We start from the raw sequence: 26,276 nt of genomic DNA, 5'->3' as shown, positions 1-26,276 counted from the left end.
CTTACTTGTCCTTCTCGTCCTCGTCGACGACCTCAGCGTCAACGACGTTGTCGTCAGCGTCAGCGGCCTCAGCACCCTCGGCTGCGGTTGCACCCTCAGCTGCCTGAGCCTCGTAGATAGCCTTACCCATCTCCTGGCTCTCGGTGGACAGCTTCTCGACGGCGGACTTGATGGCCTCGATGTCGGAGCCCTTCAGAGCCTCGTCGACTTCCTTGGCGGCCTCTTCAACGCGGTCGCGGATGTCCTGGGAAACCTTGTCCTCGTTCTCCGATGCGAACTTGCGGGTCTGGTAAGCCATGGACTCAGCCGAGTTGCGGACTTCCTGCTCCTCGCGGCGCTTCTTGTCCTCGTCAGCGTGCTTCTCAGCGTCCTTGATCATCTGGTCGATCTCCTCCTTGGAGAGGCCGGAGCCGTCCTGGATGGTGATCGTGTTTTCCTTACCAGTGCCCTTGTCCTTAGCGGTGACGTGGACAATGCCGTTGGCGTCGATGTCGAAGGTGACCTCAATCTGCGGGACACCACGCGGTGCCGGAGCGATACCGCCCAGCTCGAAAGAGCCCAGCAGCTTGTTAGCTGCAGCCATCTCACGCTCGCCCTGGAAGACCTGAATCTGAACGCTCGGCTGGTTGTCTTCAGCAGTGGTGAAGGTCTCCGAACGCTTGGTCGGGATAGTGGTGTTGCGTTCGATCAGCTTGGTCATGACACCGCCCTTGGTCTCAATACCCAGCGACAGCGGGGTGACGTCGAGCAGCAGCACGTCCTTGACCTCACCGCGCAGAACGCCGGCCTGCAGAGCAGCACCAACTGCGACAACCTCGTCCGGGTTAACGCCCTTGTTCGGCTCACGACCACCGGTCAGTTCCTTGACCAGCTCGGAGACTGCCGGCATACGGGTGGAACCACCGACCAGCACGACGTGGTCAATGTCGGAAACCGAAACATCAGCGTCAGCAATGACCTGCTGGAACGGCTTACGAGTGCGGTCAAGCAAATCAGAGGTGATGCGCTGGAACTCAGTACGGGACAGGGTCTCGTCCAGGAACAGCGGGTTCTTGTCAGCATCAACGGTGATGTACGGCAGGTTGATAGATGCCTGCTGCGAGGAGGACAGCTCAATCTTGGCCTTCTCAGCAGCCTCACGCAGACGCTGCAGAGCCATCTTGTCCTTGGTCAGGTCAATGCCGTTGCTGGACTGGAACTTCTCAACCAACCAGTCAACGATGCGCTGATCCCAGTCATCGCCACCGAGCTTGTTGTCACCAGCAGTTGCGCGAACCTCAACAACACCGTCGCCGATCTCCAGCAGGGAGACGTCGAAGGTACCGCCACCGAGGTCGAAGACCAGAATGGTCTGCTCCTTGTCGGACTTCTCCAGACCGTAAGCAAGTGCAGCAGCAGTCGGCTCATTGACAATGCGCAGGACGTTCAGGCCAGCAATCTGACCCGCTTCCTTGGTTGCCTGACGCTCAGCGTCGTTGAAGTAAGCCGGAACGGTAATAACCGCATCAGTGACGTCGTCACCCAGGTAAGACTCAGCGTCGCGCTTCAGCTTCATCAGCGTACGAGCGGAAATCTCCTGCGGAGTGTACTTCTTGTCATCAATCTCGATGCTCCAGTCAGTACCCATGTGGCGCTTGACCGAACGAATAGTGCGATCAACGTTAGTGACAGCCTGGTTCTTAGCGGACTGGCCAACCAGGACCTCACCATTCTTTGCAAATGCAACCACCGACGGAGTGGTGCGCGAACCCTCAGCGTTCGCAATCACCTGAGCCTCGCCGCCCTCGAGGACGGAGACACAGGAGTTCGTCGTACCCAAGTCAATACCAACAGCGCGTCCCATGATGAACACCTTTCTAGAAGAGTAAAAGAATTGCCCTTAAGTCTTACGCGCTCAAGTCTGCATTGCCGTAGAAAATCTGTCAAGCAAACTTGAGTGTGTCCGACTCAATGTTTGTCATGCTATGCAACGGACTATGGGACAAAGTTATTCCAACCCGACTCAACTTTTCTAAAAAAACCGTCATCACCGCAGGTCACCGCGATAAAAGATTTTTACAAGACTATGCTCTAAAGCCACTCACGGTAGCCGACAGCGCAATTTTCTATACAGAATCCTGCCTCTGGACTCCAGGGGGACAAAGAATTTCCTAGCACTAGCCCTGGGAACTTTCCTGCACAGCGAACCGACTAATCCCCTGACGTGTTTTGCAGCCACCGGCTCATCAACAGGCCATGCCCTTGTTACCCCATGGCCTGACACCGAATCAGCTCTGGCGGCTCCACTAATACATGTCTAAATTCTCCCCATTTACGGGGCGATTGAGCCAAGAATTCATCCCACTTATTTAGGAGTTTTTCGTGCCTCAGAATGCACAGCGACACCATTTCCCCTTTTTCCGTGGGCTCGCAGTAGCGTCGGCAAGCGCCGCACTAACCCTCGCCTTCCCTGCCATTGCATCCGCACATGTGCATGCAACCCCGTCGTCTGCCCCGATTGGCGGCTACGCGGATCTGGCTTTCGGGGTCGGCCATGGCTGCGACGGTTCGCCGACGACGAAGGTCGAGTTCACCATCCCGGAGGAGTTCGAAAAGGTTACGCCGAACGTGAACGCGAACTGGGATGTCACCAAGGAGTCGACCGGCTCTGGCAAGAATGAAAAGGTGCAGAAGGTCATCTACACCGCAAAGACTCCACTGCCGTCGGACCTGAAGGATTCTCTGACGCTCAGCGTGAAGGTGGCTGATGACGCAAAGCCGTCGACAGTTGAGGTGCCGACGCTGCAAACCTGTGAAAAGGGTTCGATGAACTGGGCTGAAAAGGACCACGATAGTGACTACCCGGTTCCAACTGTGGAGCTGATTGAGAAGTCGGAAGACAATGAACATAGCCACGGTCACGACCACAGCCACAACCATGGCACCAGCGAGACAAACCACGGCGATAGCCGCTCAGACGACGTGGAGCATTCCGCAGCTGCTACCAGCGAGGATTCGAGCAGCACGCTTGGCGGCTGGGGCCTGGGGCTCGGCCTCGTGGGCGCGCTGACCGGTATTGCCGCATTGGTAGTTTCACTGCGTAAGCGAGGTTAAGACCACAGGCGGATTGCCACTCGGGAATCCGCCTTCACCGCGGCACTGCCGCCCATGCCTTCACAGAGCTCACCCCATGCGAGCACATAGAGCCGGCCGATCTTGACAATGCACGCCGGAGGATAATCCGTGCTGTCGGCTCGTCGTTTCGGTCGACGCAGTGAACGGACAATGCAAAGCTCTCAAACAATGACGGCTGAATCACGCATCTAGGCTCGGATTGAGTTAGGCGAAGCTTTATGGCGTATTCGAAAACCGTTCGAAGGCAGTGGGAGGATTACACTGGCAAAACAGCAAAAACTCGAGCTGGGAACCCCGTCCCATCCTTTGGCTTCGGCCAGGAGGCAACCACGAGAGCCCCCGTTTCCGGCACCTGGTCGAGCCCAGCCAGAAGTTCAATCTGCCATCGGTCACGCCCTAATAGATAGAGTTCCGTCGGCAAGCTGCCACCATGAGCCACGATGCCGGGGTCCGTATCAGTGGTCTCGTGCCCAATCGCCACAACGCCACGGTTGTCTATCAACCATTCGACAACCTCAACGTTCCATCCTGGGTAGTGAGTCACGCCCTCTTCATCCGCATTGGCCATTGCCTCAGCGTCAGGCCACCGCTTTGACCAGTCACTGCGAAATGCGACAAATGCACCGCCCGGAATCAAACCATTGCGTTCCTCCCACGCCTCGACATCAGCAATCGAAGGGGAGAAATCATTATCCCGAGCGACTTCAGCAGTGAAATCTAGGACGACCAAAGGCAGGATCATCTGCTCGACGCCAATATTGTCAAGAGTTCTCGTCTCTTGGACGAAATGCACAGGCGGATCCACATGCGTACCCCACTGGCCAACAAACTGATACTGGTCGATTTCAAATCCATGCTCAGCAACGGTGAAAAGCCGTGTTCGCTGTTCGTCGGGAAGCGCAGGGAATTTCGGCTGACCGGCGTGAAACGCGTGAGTCAAGTCAACATAGGTGTGGTTTTCCCGAAGCTTGCGAGCAATGTCCCATAGTTCGTGCGTGTTTGCGGTGTTCTTGTTCGACATAAAGCGAAGTATATAGACAAAGCTGTCTAGTTAGCCAATATGGCCACCGGCACATCGAGCACTAAAAGACACCAACTCGCCCCACCCTGCACCTATCAGCTCAAACAGCCTGACGACACCCGCTACCGCAGGTACCCTCGCATACAGGAAAGACTTTTCAAGCCGCAGCCACGTTCTTCAGATTTTGGAATTGCGGGCTACATACACAACTTTCACCAAACTCAAGCCATCCCAAAGGAGTATCTAATGACCACCTACGAAAACATCCTTACCGAAACCCGAGGTCGCGTCGGCATTATCACCCTGAACCGCCCGAAGGCACTGAACGCCCTGAACCACAAGACCATGGAAGAGATCGGCGCAGCAGCCACCGCTTTCGACAACGACTCGGGAATCGGCGCGATTATCATCACCGGCTCCGAGAAGGCGTTTGCCGCAGGTGCGGACATTAAGGAGATGGCGGACAAGTCCGGCACCGAGATGTATGTCTCTGACTGGTTCGCACGTTGGGATGTTCTGACTTCCGTCCGCACTCCAGTTATCGCCGCCGTCAACGGCTACGCCCTGGGCGGTGGCTGCGAGGTCGCTATGATGGCGGACTTCATCATCGCTGGCGCTAAGGCCAAGTTCGGTCAGCCTGAGGTCAACCTCGGCATCTCTCCGGGCATGGGCGGCTCGCAGCGTCTCACCCGCGCAATCGGCAAGGCTAAGGCAATGGAGATGTGCCTCACCGGCCGCATGATGGGTGCCGAGGAAGCTGAGTGCGCAGGTCTGGTCGCCCGCGTCGTCGAGCCGGAGGCGCTTCTCGACGAGGCCCTGAAGGTCGCCGACACCATTGCGTCGAAGTCACTGGTAGCCACTACTCAGATTAAGGAACAGATCAACCAGGCCTACGAAATGACGCTGTCGCAGGGACTGCTCTTTGAGCGTCGCACCTTCCACTCCCTGTTCTCCTCCAATGACCAGAAGGAAGGCATGGCCGCTTTCACTGAAAAGCGCGAGGCAAACTTCACCAATTCCTAGAAACTGCTAGTTCACAGTCGACGGGACTGCCAGCCACAGAGCCGAGTTGTCGGCGGCAGCATAGGTGTCTCGTGCACGCGGTGTGTGCGTTGGAGAAGTCACAATGACAGCAGCACGAACGCCACGGGCTCCCGATCCTGCAAGGTATGCAGTGCCTGCCGCGTTTTCAACGGTGGAGTCTGAGTTTGTTTCCATCGTGATTCGTCGCTTCCACACTCCCATAGATGCAAGCGCATCACGCATGTACTCAGCCTCAGTCTGGCAGCCCGGCTGAGTACGACCACCCGTGACGACGACCGGGTTAAGCGGATGACGCAGCGCCAGCGAACGTGCAGTTTCCAATCGGGACGTCAAAACAGCAGGAGCACTGCAGTCGGGATTAAGACGGGCCCCGAGCACAATAATCGGCACCTGAGGATCAAGTAACGCAGTCTCCGCAGCTGCACGTCCGACCGGGGACACCACCACTGGAGTCACAAGCGAGCTATTGAACGCCTTGACTGCGACCGCACTGACCGGATTGGCGTTTGCCACTACACCCGAGCCAAAGACCGCACTCGCAGTAAGAATAAGGCCTGCTCCAGCCATAGCGATTGCACGGAAAGATCGCGCCATTAAAGTCCCTCTCAAGAAAAAGTGGCACTGAGAAATCCATACCCCACTGCCATTTAGAATCAGACGGATAAATCTGCAGTATCACGCTGCTAATACTAGGTAATACACAGAATGGCGCCTACATAAGAATTGCGCCGGGGGTGGCCAGGCAACTCTCCTCACCACCGAATTGGCACGCCGATTACCAGGCAAATTGCGGACATAGAGGCTTTTAAATCCACTTGGGATTCATAAAAGTCAGTTACATTTAATGACTTTTTCGTTAATTGTCAGCAAATCCCGGGCCCAATAGCGAACTATCCACCAAAACACAGGTACAGAAGTAACTATTGTTATTTGTGTTAAGAATGTAACGCATGTGAATACATGTCTGCTTCAATCAGTTTTCAAAGACCAACACGCCACCGACCCCCTCCCCGCCTCGCAACACAGCTCCGCCCCTGCGCTTCGGCGCTACCCCCGCAATGCGTCCGCAGAACATCGAGTCGACAACACTCGACAACTGCCCACACGCAACACCGCCACCACTTCCGCCCATAAAAGCGTGACGACGAAAGTGCCTCGCACCGTCGTCAAGCGAAGACGTTGCCCCTCGAATCCCTCTCGAATAAAACAACGATTTTTTTGCGTAATTCGCCAAATAACCGCTGGTTACACCGTGTATCGATGAATTCAGCACCATTTTGGACATTAGTTAGGTAAGCGTCCGCGGCTCGTGATAGAACTCACAAGAGAACTATTTTCACTCAGCCATCACCCTGGCTGAGCCAGCCTAGAAGGAACATTATGAGCGTGCTCAACCTCGCCGCGGCGACGGCTGACACGGCGATTCCGGAATCTACCGGATTCACCGTCGCAGTCGGCGTTATTGGCGTCCTGTTGTCCCTGCCCTGCTGGTTCATCTTTATCAAGGGATTCACCCATATGGTGAAGACCATCATGGTGGGCCAAAAGACATACGGTCACACCGGTGAATGGGGAACCCGTATTTGGACCATGATCCGAGAGATCGTCGGTCACACCAAGATGGCCAAGAAACCCGGCGTTGCTGTGGCTCACTGGTTCGTCATGGTGGGCTTCCTCCTCGGCTCCCTGGTGTGGTTCGAGGCGTACATTCAGACCTTCTGGCCAGCCGGTGGTTGGCCAATCCTCAGGAATCTGACCGCCTGGCACTTCATCGACGAACTGCTCGGCCTGGGCACCACCCTGGGCATCCTGACACTGATCCTCGTCCGCCAGACCAACCTCGGCAAGGAGCGCCTGAGCCGCTTCTACGGCTCCAACGCTGGTGCTGCTTATTTCGTCGAGGCTGTCGTCCTCATCGAGGGCCTCGGCATGATGTTCGTCAAGGCAGCCAAGCTGGCTACCTACGGCGACCACGGTCACACTGGCGCCGAGGTCTGGAACTGGGCGAACTTCGTCACCGGTGGTATCGCACAGATTCTGCCGGCCTCCGAAGTCATGGTGTCCATCTTCGCGCTGATTAAGCTACTGTCCGGTATGGTCTGGCTCTTCGTTGTTGGCCGCAACCTGACTTGGGGTGTCGCATGGCACCGCTTCCTGGCATTCGCCAACATCCTGCTCAAGCGCAACGCTGATGGCTACAACGCCCTCGCTGGCGCTAAGCCGATGACCTCTAACGGCGAGATTTTGAACCTGGAAGAGGCTGACCCAGAAGTTGACTCCATGGGTACCGGTGTGGTCACCGACCACTCCTGGAAGGCTCTGCTGGACTTCACCTCTTGTACTGAGTGTGGTCGCTGCCAGGAGCAGTGCCCGGCATGGAACACTTCCAAGCCACTGTCCCCGAAGCTGCTGGTTAACCAGCTGCGTGACCACGCTTACGCTTCTGCCCCGTACCTGCTGGCTGGCGAGACCATCGAAACCGCTCGCGAGGGCGAAGGCGCTGGCGCAGCACTCCTGACCAAGCCGCTGGTTGGCGACGGCGATGAGGGCATCATCGACCAGGACGTCCTGTGGTCCTGCACCAACTGTGGTGCCTGTGTTGAGCAGTGCCCGGTTGACATTGAGCACATCGACCACATCGTCGATATGCGCCGCTACCAGGTTCTGGTTGAGTCGGACTTCCCGACCGAGCTGGCTGGCCTGTTCAAGAACCTCGAGACCAAGGGCAACCCGTGGGGCCAGAACGCTTCCACTCGTGCCGACTGGATTAACGAGGTCCGCAAGGAAGGCATCGTCGTCCCGATTTGGGGCGAAGATGTCGAGAGCTTCGACGACACCGAGTACCTGTTCTGGGTCGGTTGTGCCGGTGCTTACGACGACAATGCGAAGAAGACCACCAAGGCTGTTGCAGAAATGCTTTACACCGCCGGTGTGAAGTACGCTGTGCTCTCCCAGGCTGAGGGCTGTACTGGTGATTCCGCTCGCCGCGCTGGTAACGAGTTCCTCTTCCAGATGCTGGCTGAGCAGAACATCGAACAGCTCGATGAGGTCTTCGACGGTGTCCCGCCGAAGCAGCGCAAGATTGTCGTCACCTGTGCGCACTGCTTCAACACCTTCAAGAACGAGTACCCAGAGCTGGGCGGACAGTACGAAGTTGTCCACCACACCCAGCTGCTAAATAAACTGGTTCGCGCTAACCGCCTCCAGCCGGTTGCTTCCGGCCAAGGCCGCCAGGTCACCTACCACGACCCATGCTTCCTGGGTCGCCACAACAAGGTCTTCGAGGCTCCGCGTGAGCTGATTGGTGCATCCGGCGCTAACCTCGTCGAGATGCCGCGTAACAAGAACACCGGCTTCTGCTGTGGTGCAGGTGGCGCGCGCATGTGGATGGAAGAGACCATCGGCCAGCGCATCAACGTCAACCGCACCGAAGAGGCTGTCGGCACTGGCGCTGAGGCAATTGCCATCGGCTGCCCGTTCTGTAAGACGATGATGAATGACGGTGTCAACAACGTCATCGAGGACGACGAGAAGAAGCCGGAAGTCCTGGACATCGCCCAGATGCTCCGCGACTCTGTGAAGGTCGACGGCGAGCTGCCACAGGCACGTGAGCCGGAGTGGATTGAGCAGCCAGAGCGTGGCTGGGTCGATCCGAAGAAGGCTGAAGAGGAAGAGCGCCTGCGCCTCGAGGAGGAGGAAGCAAAGCGCAAGAAGGCTGAGGCTGCCGAGAAGAAGAAGGCAGAAAAGACTGCCGCTGCCGGCGCTGGTGCCGCAGCTGCTGGTGCTGCTGCAGGCGCTGCTGCCAAGGGTGGCGCTCCGAAGCCAGGCGGCGCTAAGGGCGGCGCACCGACCCCAGGTGGTGCCAAGAAGGGCGCTCCAGCTCCGGGTGGCGCTCCGAAGCCAGGCGGCGCTAAGGGCGGCGCACCGACCCCGGGCGGTGCCAAGAAGGGCGCTCCAGCTCCAGGTGGTGCTCCAAAGCCAGGTGGCGCTCCGAAGCCAGGCGGCGCTAAGGCCGGCGCACCGACCCCGGGTGGCGCCAAGAAGGGCGCTCCAGCTCCAGGTGGCGCACCGAAACCAGGCGGGGCTAAGGCCGGCGCACCAGTTCCGGGTGGCGCTCCAAAGCCAGGCGGCGCAAAGGCCGGTGCACCGGTTCCAGGTGGTGCCAAGAAGGGCGCTCCAGTTCCGGGTAGCGCCAAGGCTGCTAAGCCGGCCGCGCAGGCAGAGCCAGCAGCTGCGGAAACCGAAGCTCCGGCTGAGACCCCGAAGGCAACCAAGGGCGCTCCGATTCCGGGTGGCGCACGCAAGGGCGCACCTGTCCCAGGTGGCGCTAAGAAGGCAGCTCCAGCCGCCAAGCCGAAGGCCGAGGAAACCGCTCCTGCCGAGGACACCGCTGCTGAGGTTACGGCCACCGAGTCCGAGCAGCCAGCAGCTGAGCAGCCGAAGACCGCATCCGGTGCCCCGGTTCCGGGTGGCGCACGCAAGGGCGCTCCGATTCCAGGTGGCGCGCGCAAGGCAAAGCCGGCCGCTAGCGCCCCTGCCCCGGCAGCCGAGGAAACCGAGGCTCAGGAAGCATCTGCCCAGCCAGAGGCGGAGCAGGCTCCGGAACAGCCAGAGGTTACCGAAGAGCGGGCGACGGAAGAAGCCACCTCCACCGAGCAGGCCGCTGAGGCCCCAGCCGAGGAGACGCAGGCACCGTCGGCAAGCGCTAAGAACCTTCCGCGCAACCAGCACGGAGTTCCGCTGCCAGGATCGGCGCGACGTAAGTAACGCTCGCTAAGTAAGCCAAAATCCGCCCGAGAGGTTATTCTTCCCGGGCGGATTTTTTGTGCTTTACGACGACCCCTGCGCCACGGCATTAATCATGCAAATGGCACTCTCAACCGCACTGACAATATATTGATTACTGCATCCCGTTAGAGATGACCGCGTTGTGGTGTGGAAAGAGGTCTTGGCGTAGTGATTAAGAAATCGCTGTCACAGATAAGAGACTTTCTGAGGACTCCGGGGTCAGTGGAGATGGTCATTGCGCTGATCCTCACTGCTCTCGATGCGCTAATTCTCCGCGAGAGCAACTCTGATCTATTGTTGCCAACCATTATCGGTGGCCTTCAGGTCATTCTTGTTGCAGTGGCGACGTATTTGCCGCTCTTTGCCATGGTGGTTGTCCCAGCGAATTTCTTGGCGTTGACTTTCCTTCCTACAGAGCAGGCTCCAATGCAGATTTTCTGCGCGCTTCTCATCGTGGAAGTGATGCGTGCTAACAACAACAAGATGCCGGCGAGAATCACTGCATTGCTCTTGTTGGTAATTTCAAACTACGACGTAAACACAAATACGTTCGCGCGCGACCACGTCGCGACCTTTGTGACAACGCTGCTTTTTGTAATTGCCTACGCCATCGGCATGATGCGCAGTCGCTACAAAGAGCAACGCCGGCAGGCAACGATTGAATCTAACCGCGCCCTGGAAGAACAACGCCTTGAGTTGGCGACCGTGCTGCACGACTCCACCGCCAAGTCCTTTACTCGCGTAACCATGCTGGCGCAGGCGCTCGCCATCGAGCGAGAAGGGACAGATGAAAAGCTTGAAGAGTCCCTGGAGGACATCGCAGAAACCTCCCGAGAAGGTCTGCTACAGCTTCGCCAGTTGCTTTCACTGCTGAAATCCGCTGACAAAGAAAGCTCTTTGACCTCGGCTATTGGCCAAGATGAGCGAGTTCCTAGCATGAACAGGGTGCTCCAACAGGCCAAGGATGAACTGCAGGAAGCTGGGTTTAACGTTTCGCTGGCCACGAGCATTGAAACCGAGCCCTCCTTGACGCAGATTTCAGAAGTTATCTCGCCGGCGCTGTCGGAGTTCTGCACGAATATTCAGAAGTACGGCGAGCCGCAAACGAACGTCCACATTCTGGCGCTGGGCAATGAGGAGGATGGCTTCACGCTCGACATCAGCAATCAGATATCGAAGGCGCTACCGCATTTTCTGCCGCGGGCGATGCTCTCGAGCGGTTTGGGGCTTTCCTCACTGCATCGGCGAGTGCGACCGTGGGACGGTTCCATCACATCAGAACGAGAAGGAAATGTGTGGAATACCAAACTCCACATGCCACCTACCAATCAGTAAGTTACGCTAGCGTAAGATTGGTGTAGTAACCGCCTGTGACGAAGATATCTCTCGAAAAGTCCTGGTTAGCGTAGTAATATCACACGATGACAGATATTGTTCGGTTTTTATAACTTCTATGAAAGGTTCGCGGATGTCTGACATTAAGGTTCTCATTGTCGACGACGACCCACTCGTACTCTCGACGCTGCGAACTTACTTCAAGAAGGCACCGCACATTACCGTGGTCGATGAAGCCAGCGATGGCCACGAGGCCCTCAATATCATTGCCCGCGGTGGCATTGACGTAGTTTTGACCGATATTCATATGCCCAACATGGACGGCGTTGAGCTGCTCGAGCGCATTAAGAAGGTGGAGAATCCACCGAAATTCATCGCTATCACCTCATTCGATACCGATGAAACAATGCTGAAAATCTTGAGCCTCGGTGGAAACGGCTACATTCTCAAAACCGCTCGCCCGGAATCCGTCATTGGCACCGTTGAAGATGTCTTCCAGGGCGGCACCGTCATCTCCCCGATTTCTGCGACTCGGCTGATTAAAACGCTGCCGTCCCGCAACATTTCCTCGTACAAGATCACTCATGCCGAGCGAGAGGTTCTCGGCCTGATCTGCCGCGGTAAATCGAACCACGACATCGCCAAGGAACTCGGCAAGTCGCCGGGCACCATCAAGAAGCACCTCTCCAGCATGTTCAATAAGTTCGGGGCTACCTCACGCCTGGACTTGGCTCTGAAAGCAATAGACGCAGGCTTCCAGCCTCCGGCATCCGCTGCCGCGCAGTAGCAAAACAGCGCAGTAACAAAAAGACGGAGTAGCAAAAAAAGGGGCCTATTCACTTTCGTGAATAGGCCCCCTTTTACCCGTGCTGAGTGTGGAGAGAGAACTGTGTAACTACTGAATGGTCACCTCGACATGTCGCTCACGCGGAGCCACGCCGAAGTAGCTGCGCCCAATGGGCTGCCACGTCTTCGAGTTGGCGTTGCAGCGGACAGTCTGCCCGGCGAACTCGTCAACCAGGAATCCCCAGCTCAGACGACCAGTTTCGCCCTTGCGTACTTCGTATGGTCCGATCTTCTGCCCGAGGCTCCAAACCATCTCTCGGGAGTATTCCCAGGAGTACTTACGGTTGAGCTCCTTGCTGACCTTCACGCTGACAGAGATATTGGTCCACCACTTCTTGGTCTTGGACTCCTTAATGGTCTGCGTCAGCGGAATCGGCTCATCACCGATGTCATTCTTCGTAGAAACAACGCCCTCAACGTCGTAGCGAGAGCCGGTGATTTCCACGAACTCAGCCACCGAACCCGGAGCTTCACAAGTGGTTCCCGGTGCCGGACCGCGGTCAACTGCCGCCGGCTTGGGCACTGGTACCCACTCCTCCGGCGCGAACGGTTCACCGGCTCCTGGATTCGGGGCGGCCACCGCTGTCGGAGCACCGAGTCCGAGCGCAAAGACCGTCGTCAAGCACATGGCGACAACACGCTTTTTCATAACTGCTCCTAGTCGTTAATCGTGGCGGATGCCGGGCCGCCGTCACCGGAGTTACCGCTGACAGGCGCCCACTGCTGACGGTGCTCGCCCTCCTTGGTGGTCTTGTGCCAGACCACGAAGCGAGTCGACGGCCCCTTGCCGTTGTACTCACCGAAGTAGGGCTCACCGCGCCACAGGCCGGTCTTCTGGTCACAGGTGCGAACACGGCCAATGAAGGACTTCATGTGCACGCCGTAGTCTGCGCGAACGGTCTCACCGGGGTTGACGGTCACCGGGCCCAGCTTGTCGCCAACCGACCACTGACTGACCTCGACGATGCCGTACTTGTTCTTCACCCCGTGGAGGAACACGTCCCACATATTTCCGGAGCTCATGGCCTTTACGGACTCGTTGACTCCCTCTGTCACCTCGAGGGTGTACTGAATAGGGCGGTCAGTGCGGTTGGTGAATGAGTTAGTGCCGTTGTAGCGGTCCCATTCGTCGGTAATCCACTGTTCCCAGGGGTGACGCTTGGCATCCTTGACCGGGTCACATTTATCCGTATTGGTGAAACCGGTGTGGTGCTCATCCTGGTCAGGGGTCTGGGTCAGCGGGGTCGCCGCGGCCTGTCCAACGATGCCTGGTGCAAGAAGACTTGCACCCATCACCGCGCAGGCCAGGGCCTTCTTTTTCAGGCTCAACATGGAGAAACTTCCTTCTGCTTCGAGGCTTTAGGGGCTCTGGCCGTCTTAAACGGCGTACTCCTTGACCTGCGGAGCAGCACCGTCCACGGAGCGGTCAGCTTCGTTGGCGCGCATGGAAACGCGAATGTGACGCTCCTTCGGGATGGTGCCCCAGTACGGACGACCCGCGTCAATCCACTTTCCGCCCTTACAGGTCAGGTGAGTACCTTCGAAGGACTGATTCAGGAAGCCATACTCCAGAACACCGGTGTAGCCGGGCTTGACAGGGTACGGGCCGAGGGTCTGGCCAACTTCCCAGGTCTGAGTGGACTGGTAGCCGGCACTGAAGGTGACGTGGAAGAGCTTGAGCAAATCGAAGTCGACCGAACCGCCGACGTTCCAGGACTTGGTCTTGCCTTCCTTCAGGGTCTGAGTCAGCGGCAGGTCGGTGTCGCCGTAGTTAGCGACAGTCGCAGTACCTTCGACCTCGAACTTCGAGCCGGTGATCTTCAGGGACTGGCCGGACTGGCCTTCAACGGAGCAAGTGCCACCGACAGTGCCCGGGGTGGGGGCTGGGGCAGCTTCAGCCATCGGGGCGACAGCCAGCGAGGACATGGTGACCAGGGCTGCAATGGAGCCGGAGAGCAGGGTCTTCTTCACGGCGAAATCCTTTCAGGATGTGACGAGCAACTCGTAAGGAAATACTTGAACTGACACCTGCAAAGGTAAGTCGAAATTCAGCGTTTTGTAATGGAAAATTTTCGACTGGCTTTACGACGGCCGCAGCGATTATCCACATAGTAAAAATGGAATCTCACCGATTTCTACCACGCGAAAATACGACATCTAATTGACCTTGACCAGCGATTATGGGCGCCACAATAAGATTTCGGCGATCAATTCAATCGCATCAGAACTACGCCTTTTGAACCAATTCAAAAATGCCTCGGTCGGCCACTTGGTACTAGACAATCAACATTTCGGCCACTAGCCCACCTACATAAAGACACCAGAGAGTAGCCGAATGGCCACCCCCAGGCGCGGGCAGGTAGAGAGACCTCCACACTTCACACTCTTGATTAAATAGTTATGATTTCTTTATTAATCACTGGCGAAGTCCGGCAGTCCACACAGCCTTGACACTTTGCCGAGGCAGATATCTTTCGGAGTACTACCTAATGTTTCGACGCACTTCTGTTCTTGCTACCACCATTGCATCCGCAGCACTTTCCCTGGGCGCGCTGACCGGCGCCCCGACCGCTACCGCAGCACCGACAGCTACGACCAGCAGCGACGACCTGCAGGTTAAGGAATACGCTCTTTCCGATACCTTCTCTTGCGACTACTACAACCTCCCGTGGTGCCGCTAAAGAGCGCTGACCCCCTACCCCTCCTCTGCCGCCCCTTCACGTGAGCGCGGCTACTTCGCGGTGCCGTCGAGCCCCTCTAGCAGTGTGGCAAAATCCGTGACATTAGTATCCACCCGCGTGTTTGTACTGCGTCGCTGGTTCGGCTCGCCAACACCCCGATTCCCCTCGCTGGCCCCGCCCGCTGAATGCTCCGCACCCTTTTCTTCAGCTTCGTTCCCAAAATCTGGACCAAAACCGACTACGGCCGAGCGAACACCGACAAGGTACTCGGCAAGCTCACGAGCTGCACGCACCACGCGATTATTCATCTCCGCGCCGGACACTCCGCCGGCGCCATTTCCGGCACCATCGCCAGCACCAAAGTCCTCAGTGGCTGCAAATACAGCAGTCGGCATAACCGTGCCGCGCAGGTAGCTAAACAGCGGACGCATCGCATACTCCAGCACCAACGAATGTCGTGCTGTGCCAGCCGTCGCAGCAATAATGACCGGCATGGAAGTCAGCGCATCCTTATCCAGGGCGTCGAAAAACATCTTGAACAACCCAGAGTAGGACGCTGCGAACACCGGGGTCGCGGCAATCAATCCATCAGCACCGCTGACAGTATCGAGGGCGGCGCGCAATTTTTCGTCGTAAAGCCCTGTGGACATCACAGTGCCGAGGCTGACAGCGAGTTCGCGCAGCTCGACGTACTCAACTTGGACCCCCTCGCCACGCTTGGAGACCTGCGCCTCGACGGCCTCCGCGATGCGGTCGGCAAGGATGCGCGTGGTTGATGGATCGGAAACACCGGCACTTACGACGACGAGCTTTTTCACTACTGATTCCTTTCAGCCGGGCGGACGAGAAGGTGCGGGGAATCTGCGCCCTCGGCAACCAGCGAGGCATGCGTCGGCGGGTCGGAAGGCACGTGCGCCGGACGGCGGCGCTCGAACTCTTCACGCAGGACCGGAACGATTTCGGTTCCCAGGATTTCAACCTGCTCCAACGCCATTTCCAGCGGCAGGCCGGCGTGATCGATAAGGAAGAGCTGACGCTGGTAGTCGCCAACGGCGTCTGCATAGCCCAGGTAACGTTCGATGATTTGCTCAGGCGTGCCGACGGTCAGTGGAGTGATGTTCTCGAATTCTTCCAGAGATGGCCCATGTCCATAGACCGGGGCATTGTCGAAGTATGGGCGGAAAATCTCCTTGGCCTTCTTCTCCGTCTCAGCGGCGAAGACCTGACCGCCAAGCCCGACGATTGCCTGATCAGCAGCACCATGACCGTAGTGCTCATAGCGCTGGCGGTAGAGGTTGACCATGGCTGTGGTGTGCTCGATATTCCAGAAAATGTGGTTATGGAAGAAGCCGTCCCCATAGAAGGCGGCCTGCTCAGCAATCTCAGTGGAGCGGATTGAGCCGTGCCACACGAAAGGTGCTACACCGTCGAGCGGGCGCGGTGTGGACGTAAATGACTGCAGCGGAGTGCGGAATTGACCTTGCCAATCCACATTCTCCTCACGCCAAAGGGTGCGCAGCAGGTGATAGTTCTCGATGGCCAGCGGAATTCCCTTGCGAATATCCTTGCCAAACCACGGATAAACCGGCCCGGTGTTGCCGTGGCCCATCATCAGATCAATGCGACCTTCGGAAAGGTGCTGGAGGTAGGCGTAATCCTCGGCGATGCGCACGGGGTCGGTGGTGGTAATCAGCGTTGTCGAGGTCGACAGAATCAGATTTTCGGTCTGTGCTGTGAGGTTGGCTAATAAAATCGGCGGATTCGCCGGTGCCACAAACGGTGGATTGTGGTGCTGGCCAGTAGCAAATACATCGAGGCCGACCTCTTCGGCCTTCTTCGCTAGGGCGACAGTTGCCTTAATTCACTCATGTTCAGTAGGGATTTGTCCGGTCGTGGGATCTTTTGTGACGTCGCCAATTGTAAAAACTCCGAATTGCATGGCTCCATATTAAGACCTTTTTGTTGACACGTCATCCCTCACCGGCTTATAGTTGACACGTCAACACCGGAAGTTGGTTCCGGCGGACAAAAATACTTCGAAACATTCGAGATACTTTTAACTTTTAGGAGATTCACTATGGCTCTTCAGTCTGGCAACTACGTTCTTGATGCACAGCACTCCACCGTTGGATTCACCGTTCGTCACGCAATGATCACTAAGGTCCACGGTCAGTTCACTGAGTTTGAGTCCGTTATTAATTTTGATGCCGACAAGCCGGAGAATTCCACGGCAAAGGCGACCATTCAGGCGAACTCCATCAACACCAACAATGAAGAGCGCGACAACCACCTGCGCTCGAAGGACTTCTTCGGCACCGACGAAAACCCAACCTTCGAATTCGTTTCCACCGCTATCGAGCTCCAGAGCGAAGAAAAGGCCACCGTTACCGGCGACCTGACCATCAACGGCATCATCAAGCCGGTCACCCTGGATGTCGACATTTTCGGCTCCGCTGAAGACCCATGGGGGCAGACTCGCGTTGGCTTCGAGGCAGCCACCAAGATTGACCGCACCGATTTCGGCATCGATTACAACGCTCCTATTAAGACTGGCGGACTGCTCCTTGGCAACGAGATTTCCCTGCAGATCGACGGCTCCGCAGTTAAGCAGTAACTAGCAGCCAGAACCCCAGCTGCCCGCAACCCAGTAAAGCGTCCTGCATCCTCATGCAGGGCGCTTTTGCGCAATTAATGTGCAATTAATCTGCCCCCGCTGTGAGAAAAGCATGGTGCGGGAGCAAAAAAGTGGCATGCTTAGACAGGTGAGTTCCAGTAAAGACACTTCCCAGGGCACCGAAACCACCAACGAGACAACGCAGGACGCTCAGGCTGCGCAGGCCGCTCAGGCCGAGCAGTCCCGTGCTGCCCGTGTTGCCGCCCGTCGTGGAAACATCAGGGCACCTCGCCGCACTCCACTGAAGACACTGGACCAATCCTCCAAGCTGCAGAACGTCCTCTACGACATTCGCGGTCCGGTGACTACTCTCGCCGAGCAGATGGAGGCCGACGGCCACCGCATCATGATGCTCAACACTGGCAATCCGGCGAAGTTCGGCTTTGATGCACCTGACACCATCGTGCAGGACATGGTCCGCGCTCTCCCCCACGCACAGGGCTATTCCGAGTCCAAGGGTATTTACTCCGCACGCCGTGCCGTCGTCACGCGCTATGAGATGGACCCGGACTTCCCCCGTTTCGACGTCAACGACGTCTGGCTGGGCAACGGCGTCTCCGAGCTGATTTCCATCACCACGCAGGCGCTGCTCAACGAGGGCGATGAGGTCCTCATTCCAGCTCCGGATTACCCGCTCTGGACTGCAGCAACCACCCTCGCCGGCGGCAAGGCCGTCCACTACACGTGCGATGAGGAGAATAACTGGGCCCCGGATGTCGAAGACATTCGCTCGAAGGTGACGGATCGCACGAAGGCGATTGTCATCATCAACCCGAACAATCCGACCGGCGCGGTCTACACACGCCAGACACTCGAAGCCATCGTGGATATCGCTCGTGAGCACTCACTCCTGCTGCTTTCCGACGAAATCTACGACCGCATCCTCTACGACGATGCAGAGCACATTTCCACTGCCTCCTTGGCCCCGGATTTGCTCTGTATCACCTTCAACGGCCTGTCCAAGACCTACCGTGTGGCCGGCTACCGCGCTGGCTGGATGGTGCTGACTGGCCCGAAGCGCCACGCAGAGGGCTTTATCGAGGGCATCAACTTGCTGGCCAGCACCCGTCTATGCCCGAATGTCCCTGCTCAACACGGCATTCAGGTGGCACTTGGCGGTTACCAGTCCATCGAGGACTTGATCCTGCCAGGGGGTCGCCTTCTGGAGCAGCGCAATGTCGCCTACGAGGGACTGACCTCAATTCCGGGCGTGAGCTGCGTGAAGCCGATGGGCGCCATGTACGCATTCCCGAAGCTGGATCCGAACGTCTACGAAATTCACGATGACGAAAAGCTGATGCTCGACATCCTGCGTGAAGAGAAGATCCTGATGGTCGGCGGCTCTGGCTTCAACTACCCGACGCCGGATCACTTCCGAATTGTCACCCTGCCGTGGGCACGCGACCTGAAGGAAGCCATCGAGCGCCTGGGCAACTTCCTGGTCAGCTACAAGCAATAGCAGTACTTAAGGTTGCGCACGCTACTGGTTCTGCCCTTCTCACATATCGATGCGCTATTCACTTATGGACACACTGGAGCGCATCGATGAGTGAGTATTGCATCGATAGGTGGGCCATAGCGCTGATGACCACGGCCCGGCGCGCCGGAATGGCGGTACGCCTTCCGGTGCTGGTGCAGCGATTAGGTTATTAAGGGTGGGCAGGCATTCAAAAGATTCAATGAACTCTGACAACCAGCAACCTTTTCGCGTTGCTCCGGGTTCCGACATAGGTGCGCATCTCGACGTACTGAAGAACTCGAACAGCGGCTCCCCTACCGGCCGGTTCCGGGCTGTCAATACCGCGAATCAACCCAACTCTGCAACCTCGGCTGCCCCAGCACGACATGCAGAACCAGCCGCACATTCAAAACCAGCACCGGTACGGCAAAACGAACCTGCACAAGCCAAACCAAAACCAAAGAAACCGCGGCACAACCCCACAAGAGCACGTCGCTTACTGGCCACAGCTCTCACAGTTGCTGGTATTGCCACTTTCCTCGCAGTGATTGGTCTCTGGCCATCGGGTGAAGCTCCGAGCCCAGGGCCGGGATTCCTGCAGTCACAGACGTCAGCTGCAGAGACGGTTAAGGGAACCGTCGTAAAGCACAGCGTCGGCGCGTGCAATTCGCCTGACAACGGACGCGTCTTCGATGACCAGCCGCGGCCAGGACTGGCGGCCTCCCTCAATGACCCCGCGGCGCCGAAATGCCAGCTCTCGGTCATTGAGCTGACCTCGGGCCCAGACGAGGGCAAGAAGACGCTTCTGGAGGCATCCGGCCTGCCCGGAGAAATCGAGCTGGCGGAGGGCGACAAGGTCGTCCTGGCAATTCACCGTCCAAACGCGGCCGGTACCGGAGCTGTCGACAATGGTGCCGTGCCGGATCCGGGGTTGATGACACCGGCTCCCGGCGTTGTTCCCGCGCCTGCCCCTGAGGGCGCAGAGGGTGAGCCTGCTCCTGATGCAGAGGCTCCGGCACCAGCTCCAGCCCCGGAGCAGGAACCAGCACCTGAATCCGGTGCAGAAGCCCCCGCTGCCCCCGCAGCTCCTGCTCCCGCGGCCGACACTAATGTCGTCGACCTCGCACCTCATCAGGTTGTCGACACCGCTAGCATCGGCAACACCTACACCTTCCTGGACATGGATCGCACCACGACGATCTGGTTGTGGCTCGGCGCAGCGGTGCTGCTCATCATCCTCGTCGGCATGACTCGCGGAGTCTTGAGCCTCATTGGTCTTGGCATCACGCTGGCCGCAGTGATGGGATTCCTGGTTCCGGCACTGCTACGCGGCGGCGATCCTGTGGCCTTAGCCATCACGGCGGGCGCGGCGATTCTCTTCCCAGTGCTCTTCCTCGTTCATGGCATCAATTGGAAGTCAGCTTCCGCACTGGCGGGAACACTCACCACGATGGTACTGGCGGCGGGCCTGGCCAACCTCGCTATCTCCACGTCGCAGCTACGTGGTCTCGGCAACGAGGACAACCTGCTCATTCAGCTTTACCTGCCTGACGTCTCCGTCACAGGTCTGCTTCTGGCGGGATTCATCATCGGCGCGTTGGGCGTGCTTAACGACGTCACCATCGCCCAGGCATCGACCGTCCAGGAGCTTTACGAAGCAGCTCCGCGGTCGCGCCCTATGGAGGTCTTCCGCTCGGCAATGCGCGTCGGTCGCGATCACATCGCGTCGATGGTCTACACACTGGTACTGGCGTACCTCGGCACCGCACTGCCGCTATCGATTTTGTTAAGCGTCTCCGACCGGCCGCTGATGCAGTCGTTGACCTCCGATGTCGTGGCCACAGAGCTGCTGCGTTCCACCATCGGTGCGGTGGCTTTGGTACTCGCAGTGCCGATTACCACCCTCATCGCCGCCTATACCGTGGCCCCGGAGGGTATGAAGTTTCCGAAGCGCTCGAGGGCAGCTAGCATTTAGCCGCGGCCGAGGCAGGTGACGTCCCAGCCTGCGGCACGCCACTGATCGGTTGGCAGGCAGTTGCGGCCGTCAAGGACCGCTGCGCGCTTGACCAGTTTCTTCGCAGCCACCGGGTCGATGTCGCGGAACTGCTGCCACTCGGTGGCGACGACAACCATCTCCGAGCCTTCCAGAGCTGCTTCGATGCTCGGTGCGTACTCCAAGGTCGGGAAATTCTTCTTGGCGTTCTCCATGGCCTGTGGGTCGTAAACGCTCACCGAAGCGCCTGCCAACGACAGCGAACCGGCAATCGACAGCGCCGGGGAGTCACGCACATCGTCAGAGTTCGGCTTGAAAGCCGCACCCAGCACAGTCACGGTGTGACCGAGCAACGAGCCACCGAAGCTGCCGCGTACCAGGTCAACGGTCTTTTCACGGCGACGCATGTTGATTGCATCGACCTCGCGCAGGAAAGTCAGCGCCTGGTCAACGCCCAGCTCACCAGCGCGGGCCATGAATGCGCGGATATCCTTCGGCAGGCAACCGCCGCCGAAGCCCAGCCCCGCATTGAGGAAGCGGCGGCCAATTCGAGCGTCCATACCGATGGCGTCGGCAAGCGTGGTGATATCCGCACCTGTGACCTCACAGATTTCAGAGACCGCGTTGATGAAGGAAATCTTGGTGGCGAGGAATGCATTCGCCGACACCTTCACCAGCTCTGCGGTGGCGGTGTCCGCGACGATAAACGGCGTCTCACGCTCAAAGATAGGGCCGAAGCACTCGCGCAGGCTGTCCTCAGCGATTGACTCGACCTCCTGACCAGCACCATTGAGGATCATGCCCGGCTTCTGGGTGCCCAGCACCACACGGTCCGGCTCCAGGGTGTCCTTTACCGCGAAGCCCTCGCGCAGGAACTCCGGGTTCCAGGCGATCTCGAGGCTGGTGTTCTTCAACTGCTCATCACCGGCTGCGGCGCGCTCACCGATCATCTTCGCAGCCAGCTCCTGCAGGCGCGGTGCGGTACCGACGGGCACAGTGGACTTACCAAACACTAAATGCTTGCCGACGACGCGCTTAGCCAATTCGGTAATAGCTGCGTCCACATAGCGAACATCGGCGGCGTACGAGCCCTTAACCTGCGGAGTTCCGACACCTACGAAGTGGACGTTCGCAAATTCAACGGCTTCGTCGTAGTTAGTGGTGAAACGTAGTCGCCCCGACTCAACGTGCTTCTTTAGCAGTTCGGGCAAGCCAGGCTCAAAGAAAGGAACTTGACCTGCGGACAATGCCTCAATCTTGGCGGGATCAACATCTACGCCGAGAACCTCGTGGCCTAACTCCGCCATTGCCGCGGCATGAGTGGCGCCAAGGTAACCCGTACCAATAACCGTAATACGCATAAGGGCTATTATTTATCGAAAGATAAAAGGCCCTCAAGCCGATTTAACCCTTAAATGGTGTGAACTAAAGGCCCATATTTAGGCTTTTCACCTGCGGAAACTCTTTATTGAACAATTGTTTCCATTTCTTCACCGAGAATTCACTCGGGGCTATTCACAATTCATTTATATTCCGAGTTCATATCCCGAGTTTCAGGTGCCTTATTCCTCATCACGGAAGTTCAGGTACGCACGCGACGGCGTCGGGCCGCGCTGCCCCTGATACTTCGAACCGAGCTTGCCGGAACCGTAAGGCACTTCTGCCGGCGAGGACATCTTGAACAGTGCCAGCTGGCCGACCTTCATATTTGGCCACAGTGCGATAGGCAAGTTCGCCACATTGGATAGCTCCAGCGTGATGTGACCTGAAAACCCTGGATCAATAAAGCCGGCGGTCGAGTGCGTTGCCAGGCCCAGACGCCCCAGCGAAGACTTACCTTCCAGGCGGCCTGCCAAGTTCGGAGGAATAGTGAAGTACTCCAGGGTCGATGCCAGGACGAACTCGCCCGGGTGAAGAATGAAGGGCTGCCCTTCTGGAACCTCGTGCGGGGACGTCAGTTCTTCCTGCGGCAACTTCGGATCGATGTGCGTGTACTGCGAGTTGTTAAAAACTCGGAAGAACTTGTCCAGACGCACGTCGATGGACGAAGGCTGAATCATCTTCGGGTCAAAAGGATCAATGCCGAGATGGCCGGAGCCTTCGGCATCGATAGCGGCACGAATATCACGATCTGAGAGCAACACATAGACCAGCTTAACCGCTCTGTAATGCACAGCGTGCGCGGGTTGCAGGATATGCCCGCGATAAATTCAGCGGAGCTGCTGCCAACCAATTTTTTCGACGCGAATCGAGAGTGCTACATTGAAGTTACAGAGGGCGACTGATTTCCTGCATGCCACACCTACTGTGCCAATCCCGTGGCGTGCTTTTAATCATTCCGCCTACTGTGTGCCGATGTAGTTCAATGGTAGAACTCCTGCTTCCCAAGCAGGCGGCGCGGGTTCGATTCCCGTCATCGGCTCCACTTAGACGTCGAAAATGATAAGTAGGCGTTTGCGTTAGCGAGTATGCCCCAAGGGGTCAAGAAAATCGCTTGCGTTAGCGAGTGTATAGCGCGTTAACTCTGACCTGTAGAAACACTTTCCTCTCTTTCGGCTGAGTGAGCGTTTGCGTTAGCAGGCGTTGATTTGGTCGAGGTGGATAGCGTGGTCGGCGACCTCGGTAACGAGTTCAGCATCGTGGGTGATGACGATGACGACGGCACCAGTGTCAGCGAGTTTACGCATTACTCGGGAAATCGCGACAAGGTGTTTGTAGCCAACACCGGACGTGGGCTCGTCGAAGATGTAAACTTTCTTGTTCGCAGCAAGCGCTGTAGCAATAACCAGACGTTGACGTTGCCCGCCAGAGAGTGCTTGCGGATGATCAGCCTCGTGGTCGGCAAGGTCGAGTTCTTCAAGGATCGCGTGGGCATCGATGTGTTGCTTTTCGGCTTTGGTCGTGCCGAGCGTGACTTCGTCGATGACGGTATCTGAGAACAACTGTCGGGTAGGGTCTTGCATCACAAGGTAGGCGTCGCGGCTGGTGAATTTTTGTCCGCCGAGTGTGATGGATGCATGTTTGGCTTTTTCTAGTCCGCAAACAATGCGTGCCAGTGTTGATTTGCCTGACCCGCACGGGCCGAGGAGTGCCGTGATTTTCCCTGCCGGAAACAACACGTGGTTAATATTGAGGACTGTGTTTCCGTGGCGGTAGGCAAAGGCGAGGTTGTCGATTGTGAGCCCTTCACCTTCTGGTTCGGGCAGGCTCGGCATGGATACGGGCACTAGGGATCGCAGCCCAAGCTGTTTGCGCTCCTCATCCGAGGTAGCGTAGAACTCTTCGCCGGTTGCGGTGAGGACAATCTTGCCTTTGTCGAAGCAGTAGACACGGTCGACGATCCCGGAAAGGAAACTTAGCCGGTGTTCAGCAATGATGATGGTGTGTCCATCGGCTTTGAGCCTGGCGATGAGTGTGGCGAGTTGGTCGATAACGTCAGCGGACAAGTTCGCGGTTGGCTCGTCAAAGACGATCAGCGACGTGTTGTTGCACATGGCGACGGAGCAGGCCACGCGTTGCATCTGTCCGCCTGATAGTTGTGTGACGCGGGATTCCAGCAGGTCGGCGATACCTAACTCGGCTGCGACCTCGTCAATGCGGGCACAGATCTCCTGCGGGTCGCGGCCGAGATTTTCTGGGCCGAAGGCGAGTTCTTGGCGCACGTGGGTGGTGTAGAACTGGGTGCGCGGGTTTTGAAACACTGTCGAACAGTGGTGGGCAAGGCGTGGCAGGTCTGTTTGTGCCACGTCAATGTCGTCGACTGTGACGTTTCCGGTAAGGTCGCCGTCGTGGAAGTGCGGGATGAGCCCGTTAAATAGCCGTAGTGCGGTGGTTTTTCCTGACCCGGATGCGCCACACAGCAAGGTGACGGTTCCGGGTGTGATGGTGATGGTTGCGTCGTTGATTGAGGGGTGGTCTGCTCCTCGATAGGTGAAGGTGACCCTAGTTGCTTGGGCTATTGTCATAGGACGATTCTCCATATCGCGAAGCCGATAACGATGAGCAGAATGACTGCGTCGACCACTCGGAATTTCACGACTGTGACTGAGGTGGGCTTTGCGGTTCCGCCCAGTCCGCGCACGAGGGCGGCCGATGCCAGTTCGTCCCCGCTGCGTACCACGGTCGATAGCAGAGGGATTGTGAAGTATTGCGCCGCACGCAGTGAGAGCACGGACATGCCGCGTAGTTTCATGGCATCTGAGATCGCTTTAACTTCGTGGCCGATCACGGGCAGCACACGTAACGCGACTGAGATCGGGATCGTGAAACAGGTCGGGATTCGTGAGCTGGCGAGTGCTTTTTGCAAGGTGGCGGGTCGGATTACGCCGATCGCGTAGGCTCCCATTCCTGCGCTGACGCTGAATCGCCACATCCACTGCAGAAACAGCACGAGGAACGCGCTGGCTGTTGATTTCCAGACCAGGGGTATCACGAAGACGAGTGTGCCGAGAGCCGCAAACGTGGCCAGGTAGACGGCCACCCAGCTCGGGCGCACGAGCGTGTTGGGGTTGATCGTAGCGCTCGTCAGCATCACGGCGGCGAATCCGCCCAGAGTACACACGAACCACGGCGAGTAGGCACTGTAGATCGTGGTGGAGACGATGACGAGCGCTGCGATAATGGTGCGCGGGTCGGGAAGTTTAGACAAGACCGGCCCGTTCAAAGTGTTTGCGCGCGACCCTGGTTCCCAACAGACCAGCAAGCCAGCCCACGATGAGCATCACGCCGAAGAAGCCCAGCAGAATCGGAATCGTGACGACCTGTGCCATCTTGGCGGCATACTCGGCACCCATTTGTTCGGCGATCTGCGACATATATGCGTCTTGGTTCATAAATAGCGGAATCCACGGGGAAACATAGATCGGCAGAATAAACAGTGCATATGCCAGCGGGACACGAACTTTCACGCTCTTCGGCCCCTTGGTGATCACCAAGTCAGCGAGCAGGCCGAACACAGCGGCGATCGCAATTCCTCCCACCCAGTGGCCGGTCACGAAGAAGAGGATTTCGATGATAATCAGCATGATTGTCAACGCCCCCATCTTCGGAGTGCGGGCAGTAAACAGCGCAAAGACGATGCCGTTAACGAGGATAGAAAGCAAGAAGCCGGCATACATGGCAGCCGGAATGAACCCGAGCATTCCGAATGCAAACACGATGACGAACATCAAGGCAGTGAAGACGCCGATATTGATGAAGTCGCGCGCGTTGAGGCGCGAGGATGTGGGTGTGGACATAGTTTTTGGGTTAAACGACAGAAAGTGTGTCTGGATTCGGTGATTTGTAGTGGTTGACCTCTAGGTTTCAGAGAAATATATGCT

Annotated in this window: 21 protein-coding genes, 1 tRNA gene and 1 pseudogene; 10 read left to right on the top strand and 13 right to left on the bottom strand. The window is 57.5% G+C overall.

Features of this window, described 5'->3' with window-relative positions:
• Position 1: 1 nt before the first annotated feature.
• Positions 2-1,843, bottom strand: a complete 1,842-nt coding sequence (gene dnaK, locus QP995_RS02365) for a molecular chaperone DnaK (protein WP_048734453.1) — start codon at positions 1,841-1,843, stop codon at positions 2-4.
• Between the two features lie 518 nt (positions 1,844-2,361).
• Here dnaK and QP995_RS02360 point away from each other — a divergent pair.
• The gene (locus QP995_RS02360) at positions 2,362-3,093 is read left to right on the top strand and encodes a YcnI family protein (protein ID WP_049171733.1); all 732 of its coding nucleotides are present in this window, start codon (positions 2,362-2,364) and stop codon (positions 3,091-3,093) included.
• Positions 3,094-3,370: 277 nt separating this feature from the next.
• Here the strand turns inward: QP995_RS02360 and QP995_RS02355 are convergent, their stop codons facing one another.
• Positions 3,371-4,135 carry a cyclase family protein gene (locus QP995_RS02355; RefSeq protein WP_049171735.1) on the bottom strand — a complete coding sequence of 255 codons (765 nt, stop codon included), beginning with the start codon at positions 4,133-4,135 and terminating at the stop codon, positions 3,371-3,373.
• A gap of 246 nt (positions 4,136-4,381) precedes the next feature.
• Between QP995_RS02355 and QP995_RS02350 the strand changes: the two genes are divergently transcribed.
• The gene (locus tag QP995_RS02350; RefSeq protein WP_049171737.1) at positions 4,382-5,158 is read left to right on the top strand and encodes an enoyl-CoA hydratase; all 777 of its coding nucleotides are present in this window, start codon (positions 4,382-4,384) and stop codon (positions 5,156-5,158) included.
• Positions 5,159-5,164: 6 nt separating this feature from the next.
• On the opposite strand, the gene QP995_RS02345 is transcribed toward QP995_RS02350, so the two are convergent.
• Positions 5,165-5,773 (bottom strand): YdcF family protein, encoded by a 609-nt coding sequence (locus QP995_RS02345; RefSeq protein WP_016421568.1) that lies wholly within the window; start codon positions 5,771-5,773, stop codon positions 5,165-5,167.
• A 786-nt stretch (positions 5,774-6,559) separates the two neighbouring features.
• Here QP995_RS02345 and QP995_RS02340 point away from each other — a divergent pair.
• The 3 genes from QP995_RS02340 (at position 6,560) to QP995_RS02330 (ending at position 12,089) form a co-directional block, all read left to right on the top strand.
• A complete protein-coding gene (locus QP995_RS02340; protein ID WP_284852867.1) occupies positions 6,560-9,946 on the top strand; it encodes a heterodisulfide reductase-related iron-sulfur binding cluster in 3,387 nt (1,128 codons plus the stop codon).
• A gap of 249 nt (positions 9,947-10,195) precedes the next feature.
• The gene (locus QP995_RS02335; RefSeq protein WP_246820044.1) at positions 10,196-11,302 is read left to right on the top strand and encodes a histidine kinase; all 1,107 of its coding nucleotides are present in this window, start codon (positions 10,196-10,198) and stop codon (positions 11,300-11,302) included.
• 133 nt (positions 11,303-11,435) lie between these two features.
• The gene (locus QP995_RS02330; protein ID WP_070429401.1) at positions 11,436-12,089 is read left to right on the top strand and encodes a response regulator transcription factor; all 654 of its coding nucleotides are present in this window, start codon (positions 11,436-11,438) and stop codon (positions 12,087-12,089) included.
• A 108-nt stretch (positions 12,090-12,197) separates the two neighbouring features.
• Here the strand turns inward: QP995_RS02330 and QP995_RS02325 are convergent, their stop codons facing one another.
• The 3 genes from QP995_RS02325 to QP995_RS02315 are packed head-to-tail and all read right to left on the bottom strand — an operon-like array spanning position 12,198 to position 14,119.
• Positions 12,198-12,797: a hypothetical protein gene (locus QP995_RS02325; RefSeq protein ID WP_038626812.1), complete on the bottom strand. Its 600-nt coding sequence runs from the start codon at positions 12,795-12,797 to the stop codon at positions 12,198-12,200.
• An 8-nt stretch (positions 12,798-12,805) separates the two neighbouring features.
• The gene (locus tag QP995_RS02320; protein WP_005511744.1) at positions 12,806-13,480 is read right to left on the bottom strand and encodes a hypothetical protein; all 675 of its coding nucleotides are present in this window, start codon (positions 13,478-13,480) and stop codon (positions 12,806-12,808) included.
• A 45-nt stretch (positions 13,481-13,525) separates the two neighbouring features.
• A complete protein-coding gene (locus QP995_RS02315; RefSeq protein WP_016421574.1) occupies positions 13,526-14,119 on the bottom strand; it encodes a hypothetical protein in 594 nt (197 codons plus the stop codon).
• A gap of 518 nt (positions 14,120-14,637) precedes the next feature.
• On the opposite strand from QP995_RS02315, the gene QP995_RS02310 reads away from it, so the two are divergent.
• Entirely contained in the window at positions 14,638-14,829 is a 192-nt protein-coding gene (locus QP995_RS02310) for a hypothetical protein (protein WP_049171743.1), read from the top strand.
• Positions 14,830-14,879: 50 nt separating this feature from the next.
• Here QP995_RS02310 and QP995_RS02305 read toward each other — a convergent pair whose 3' ends face one another.
• Positions 14,880-15,647, bottom strand: a complete 768-nt coding sequence (locus QP995_RS02305; RefSeq protein WP_049171746.1) for an FMN reductase — start codon at positions 15,645-15,647, stop codon at positions 14,880-14,882.
• Positions 15,647-16,768 (bottom strand): annotated as a pseudogene (locus QP995_RS02300) (CE1758 family FMN-dependent luciferase-like monooxygenase). Before QP995_RS02300 ends, QP995_RS02305 begins: the two are co-directional and overlap by 1 nt.
• A 138-nt stretch (positions 16,769-16,906) precedes the next feature.
• On the opposite strand from QP995_RS02300, the gene QP995_RS02295 reads away from it, so the two are divergent.
• The 3 genes from QP995_RS02295 to QP995_RS02285 all read left to right on the top strand — a co-directional run bounded on the left by QP995_RS02295 (position 16,907) and on the right by QP995_RS02285 (position 20,937).
• Positions 16,907-17,443: a YceI family protein gene (locus tag QP995_RS02295; protein ID WP_070595697.1), complete on the top strand. Its 537-nt coding sequence runs from the start codon at positions 16,907-16,909 to the stop codon at positions 17,441-17,443.
• Positions 17,444-17,591: 148 nt separating this feature from the next.
• Complete coding sequence (locus QP995_RS02290) at positions 17,592-18,962, top strand: pyridoxal phosphate-dependent aminotransferase (protein ID WP_370449407.1); 1,371 nt, start codon at positions 17,592-17,594, stop codon at positions 18,960-18,962.
• Between the two features lie 544 nt (positions 18,963-19,506).
• A complete protein-coding gene (locus QP995_RS02285) occupies positions 19,507-20,937 on the top strand; it encodes a YibE/F family protein (RefSeq protein WP_049171749.1) in 1,431 nt (476 codons plus the stop codon).
• Here the strand turns inward: QP995_RS02285 and QP995_RS02280 are convergent.
• Positions 20,934-22,316 (bottom strand): UDP-glucose dehydrogenase family protein, encoded by a 1,383-nt coding sequence (locus QP995_RS02280; RefSeq protein WP_070607408.1) that lies wholly within the window; start codon positions 22,314-22,316, stop codon positions 20,934-20,936. The two genes, QP995_RS02285 and QP995_RS02280, sit on opposite strands and share 4 nt — an antisense overlap.
• Before the next feature lie 201 nt (positions 22,317-22,517).
• The gene (gene dcd, locus QP995_RS02275) at positions 22,518-23,099 is read right to left on the bottom strand and encodes a dCTP deaminase (RefSeq protein WP_038626826.1); all 582 of its coding nucleotides are present in this window, start codon (positions 23,097-23,099) and stop codon (positions 22,518-22,520) included.
• A 207-nt stretch (positions 23,100-23,306) separates the two neighbouring features.
• On the opposite strand from dcd, the gene QP995_RS02270 reads away from it, so the two are divergent.
• A tRNA-Gly gene (locus QP995_RS02270) sits at positions 23,307-23,380 on the top strand.
• 148 nt (positions 23,381-23,528) lie between these two features.
• On the opposite strand, the gene QP995_RS02265 is transcribed toward QP995_RS02270, so the two are convergent.
• Genes QP995_RS02265 through QP995_RS02255 form a run of 3 tightly spaced genes read right to left on the bottom strand, consistent with a single transcriptional unit; the run spans position 23,529 to position 26,192 of the window.
• Complete coding sequence (locus QP995_RS02265; RefSeq protein WP_070602388.1) at positions 23,529-24,920, bottom strand: ABC transporter ATP-binding protein; 1,392 nt, start codon at positions 24,918-24,920, stop codon at positions 23,529-23,531.
• Positions 24,917-25,603, bottom strand: coding sequence for an energy-coupling factor transporter transmembrane component T family protein (locus tag QP995_RS02260; RefSeq protein ID WP_070437217.1), 687 nt, complete (start codon positions 25,601-25,603; stop codon positions 24,917-24,919). Before QP995_RS02260 ends, QP995_RS02265 begins: the two co-directional genes overlap by 4 nt.
• Positions 25,596-26,192 carry an MptD family putative ECF transporter S component gene (locus QP995_RS02255; RefSeq protein WP_070437219.1) on the bottom strand — a complete coding sequence of 199 codons (597 nt, stop codon included), beginning with the start codon at positions 26,190-26,192 and terminating at the stop codon, positions 25,596-25,598. Before QP995_RS02255 ends, QP995_RS02260 begins: the two co-directional genes overlap by 8 nt.
• Positions 26,193-26,276 lie beyond the last annotated feature (84 nt).

Source organism: Corynebacterium sp. MSK032 (genome assembly GCF_030232065.1).
In the GTDB taxonomy this organism is placed as follows: Bacteria; Actinomycetota; Actinomycetes; order Mycobacteriales; family Mycobacteriaceae; genus Corynebacterium; species Corynebacterium jeikeium_D.
Note: the sequence above shows the minus strand (reverse complement) of the source record. Positions and strands in the feature narration are given on the sequence as shown.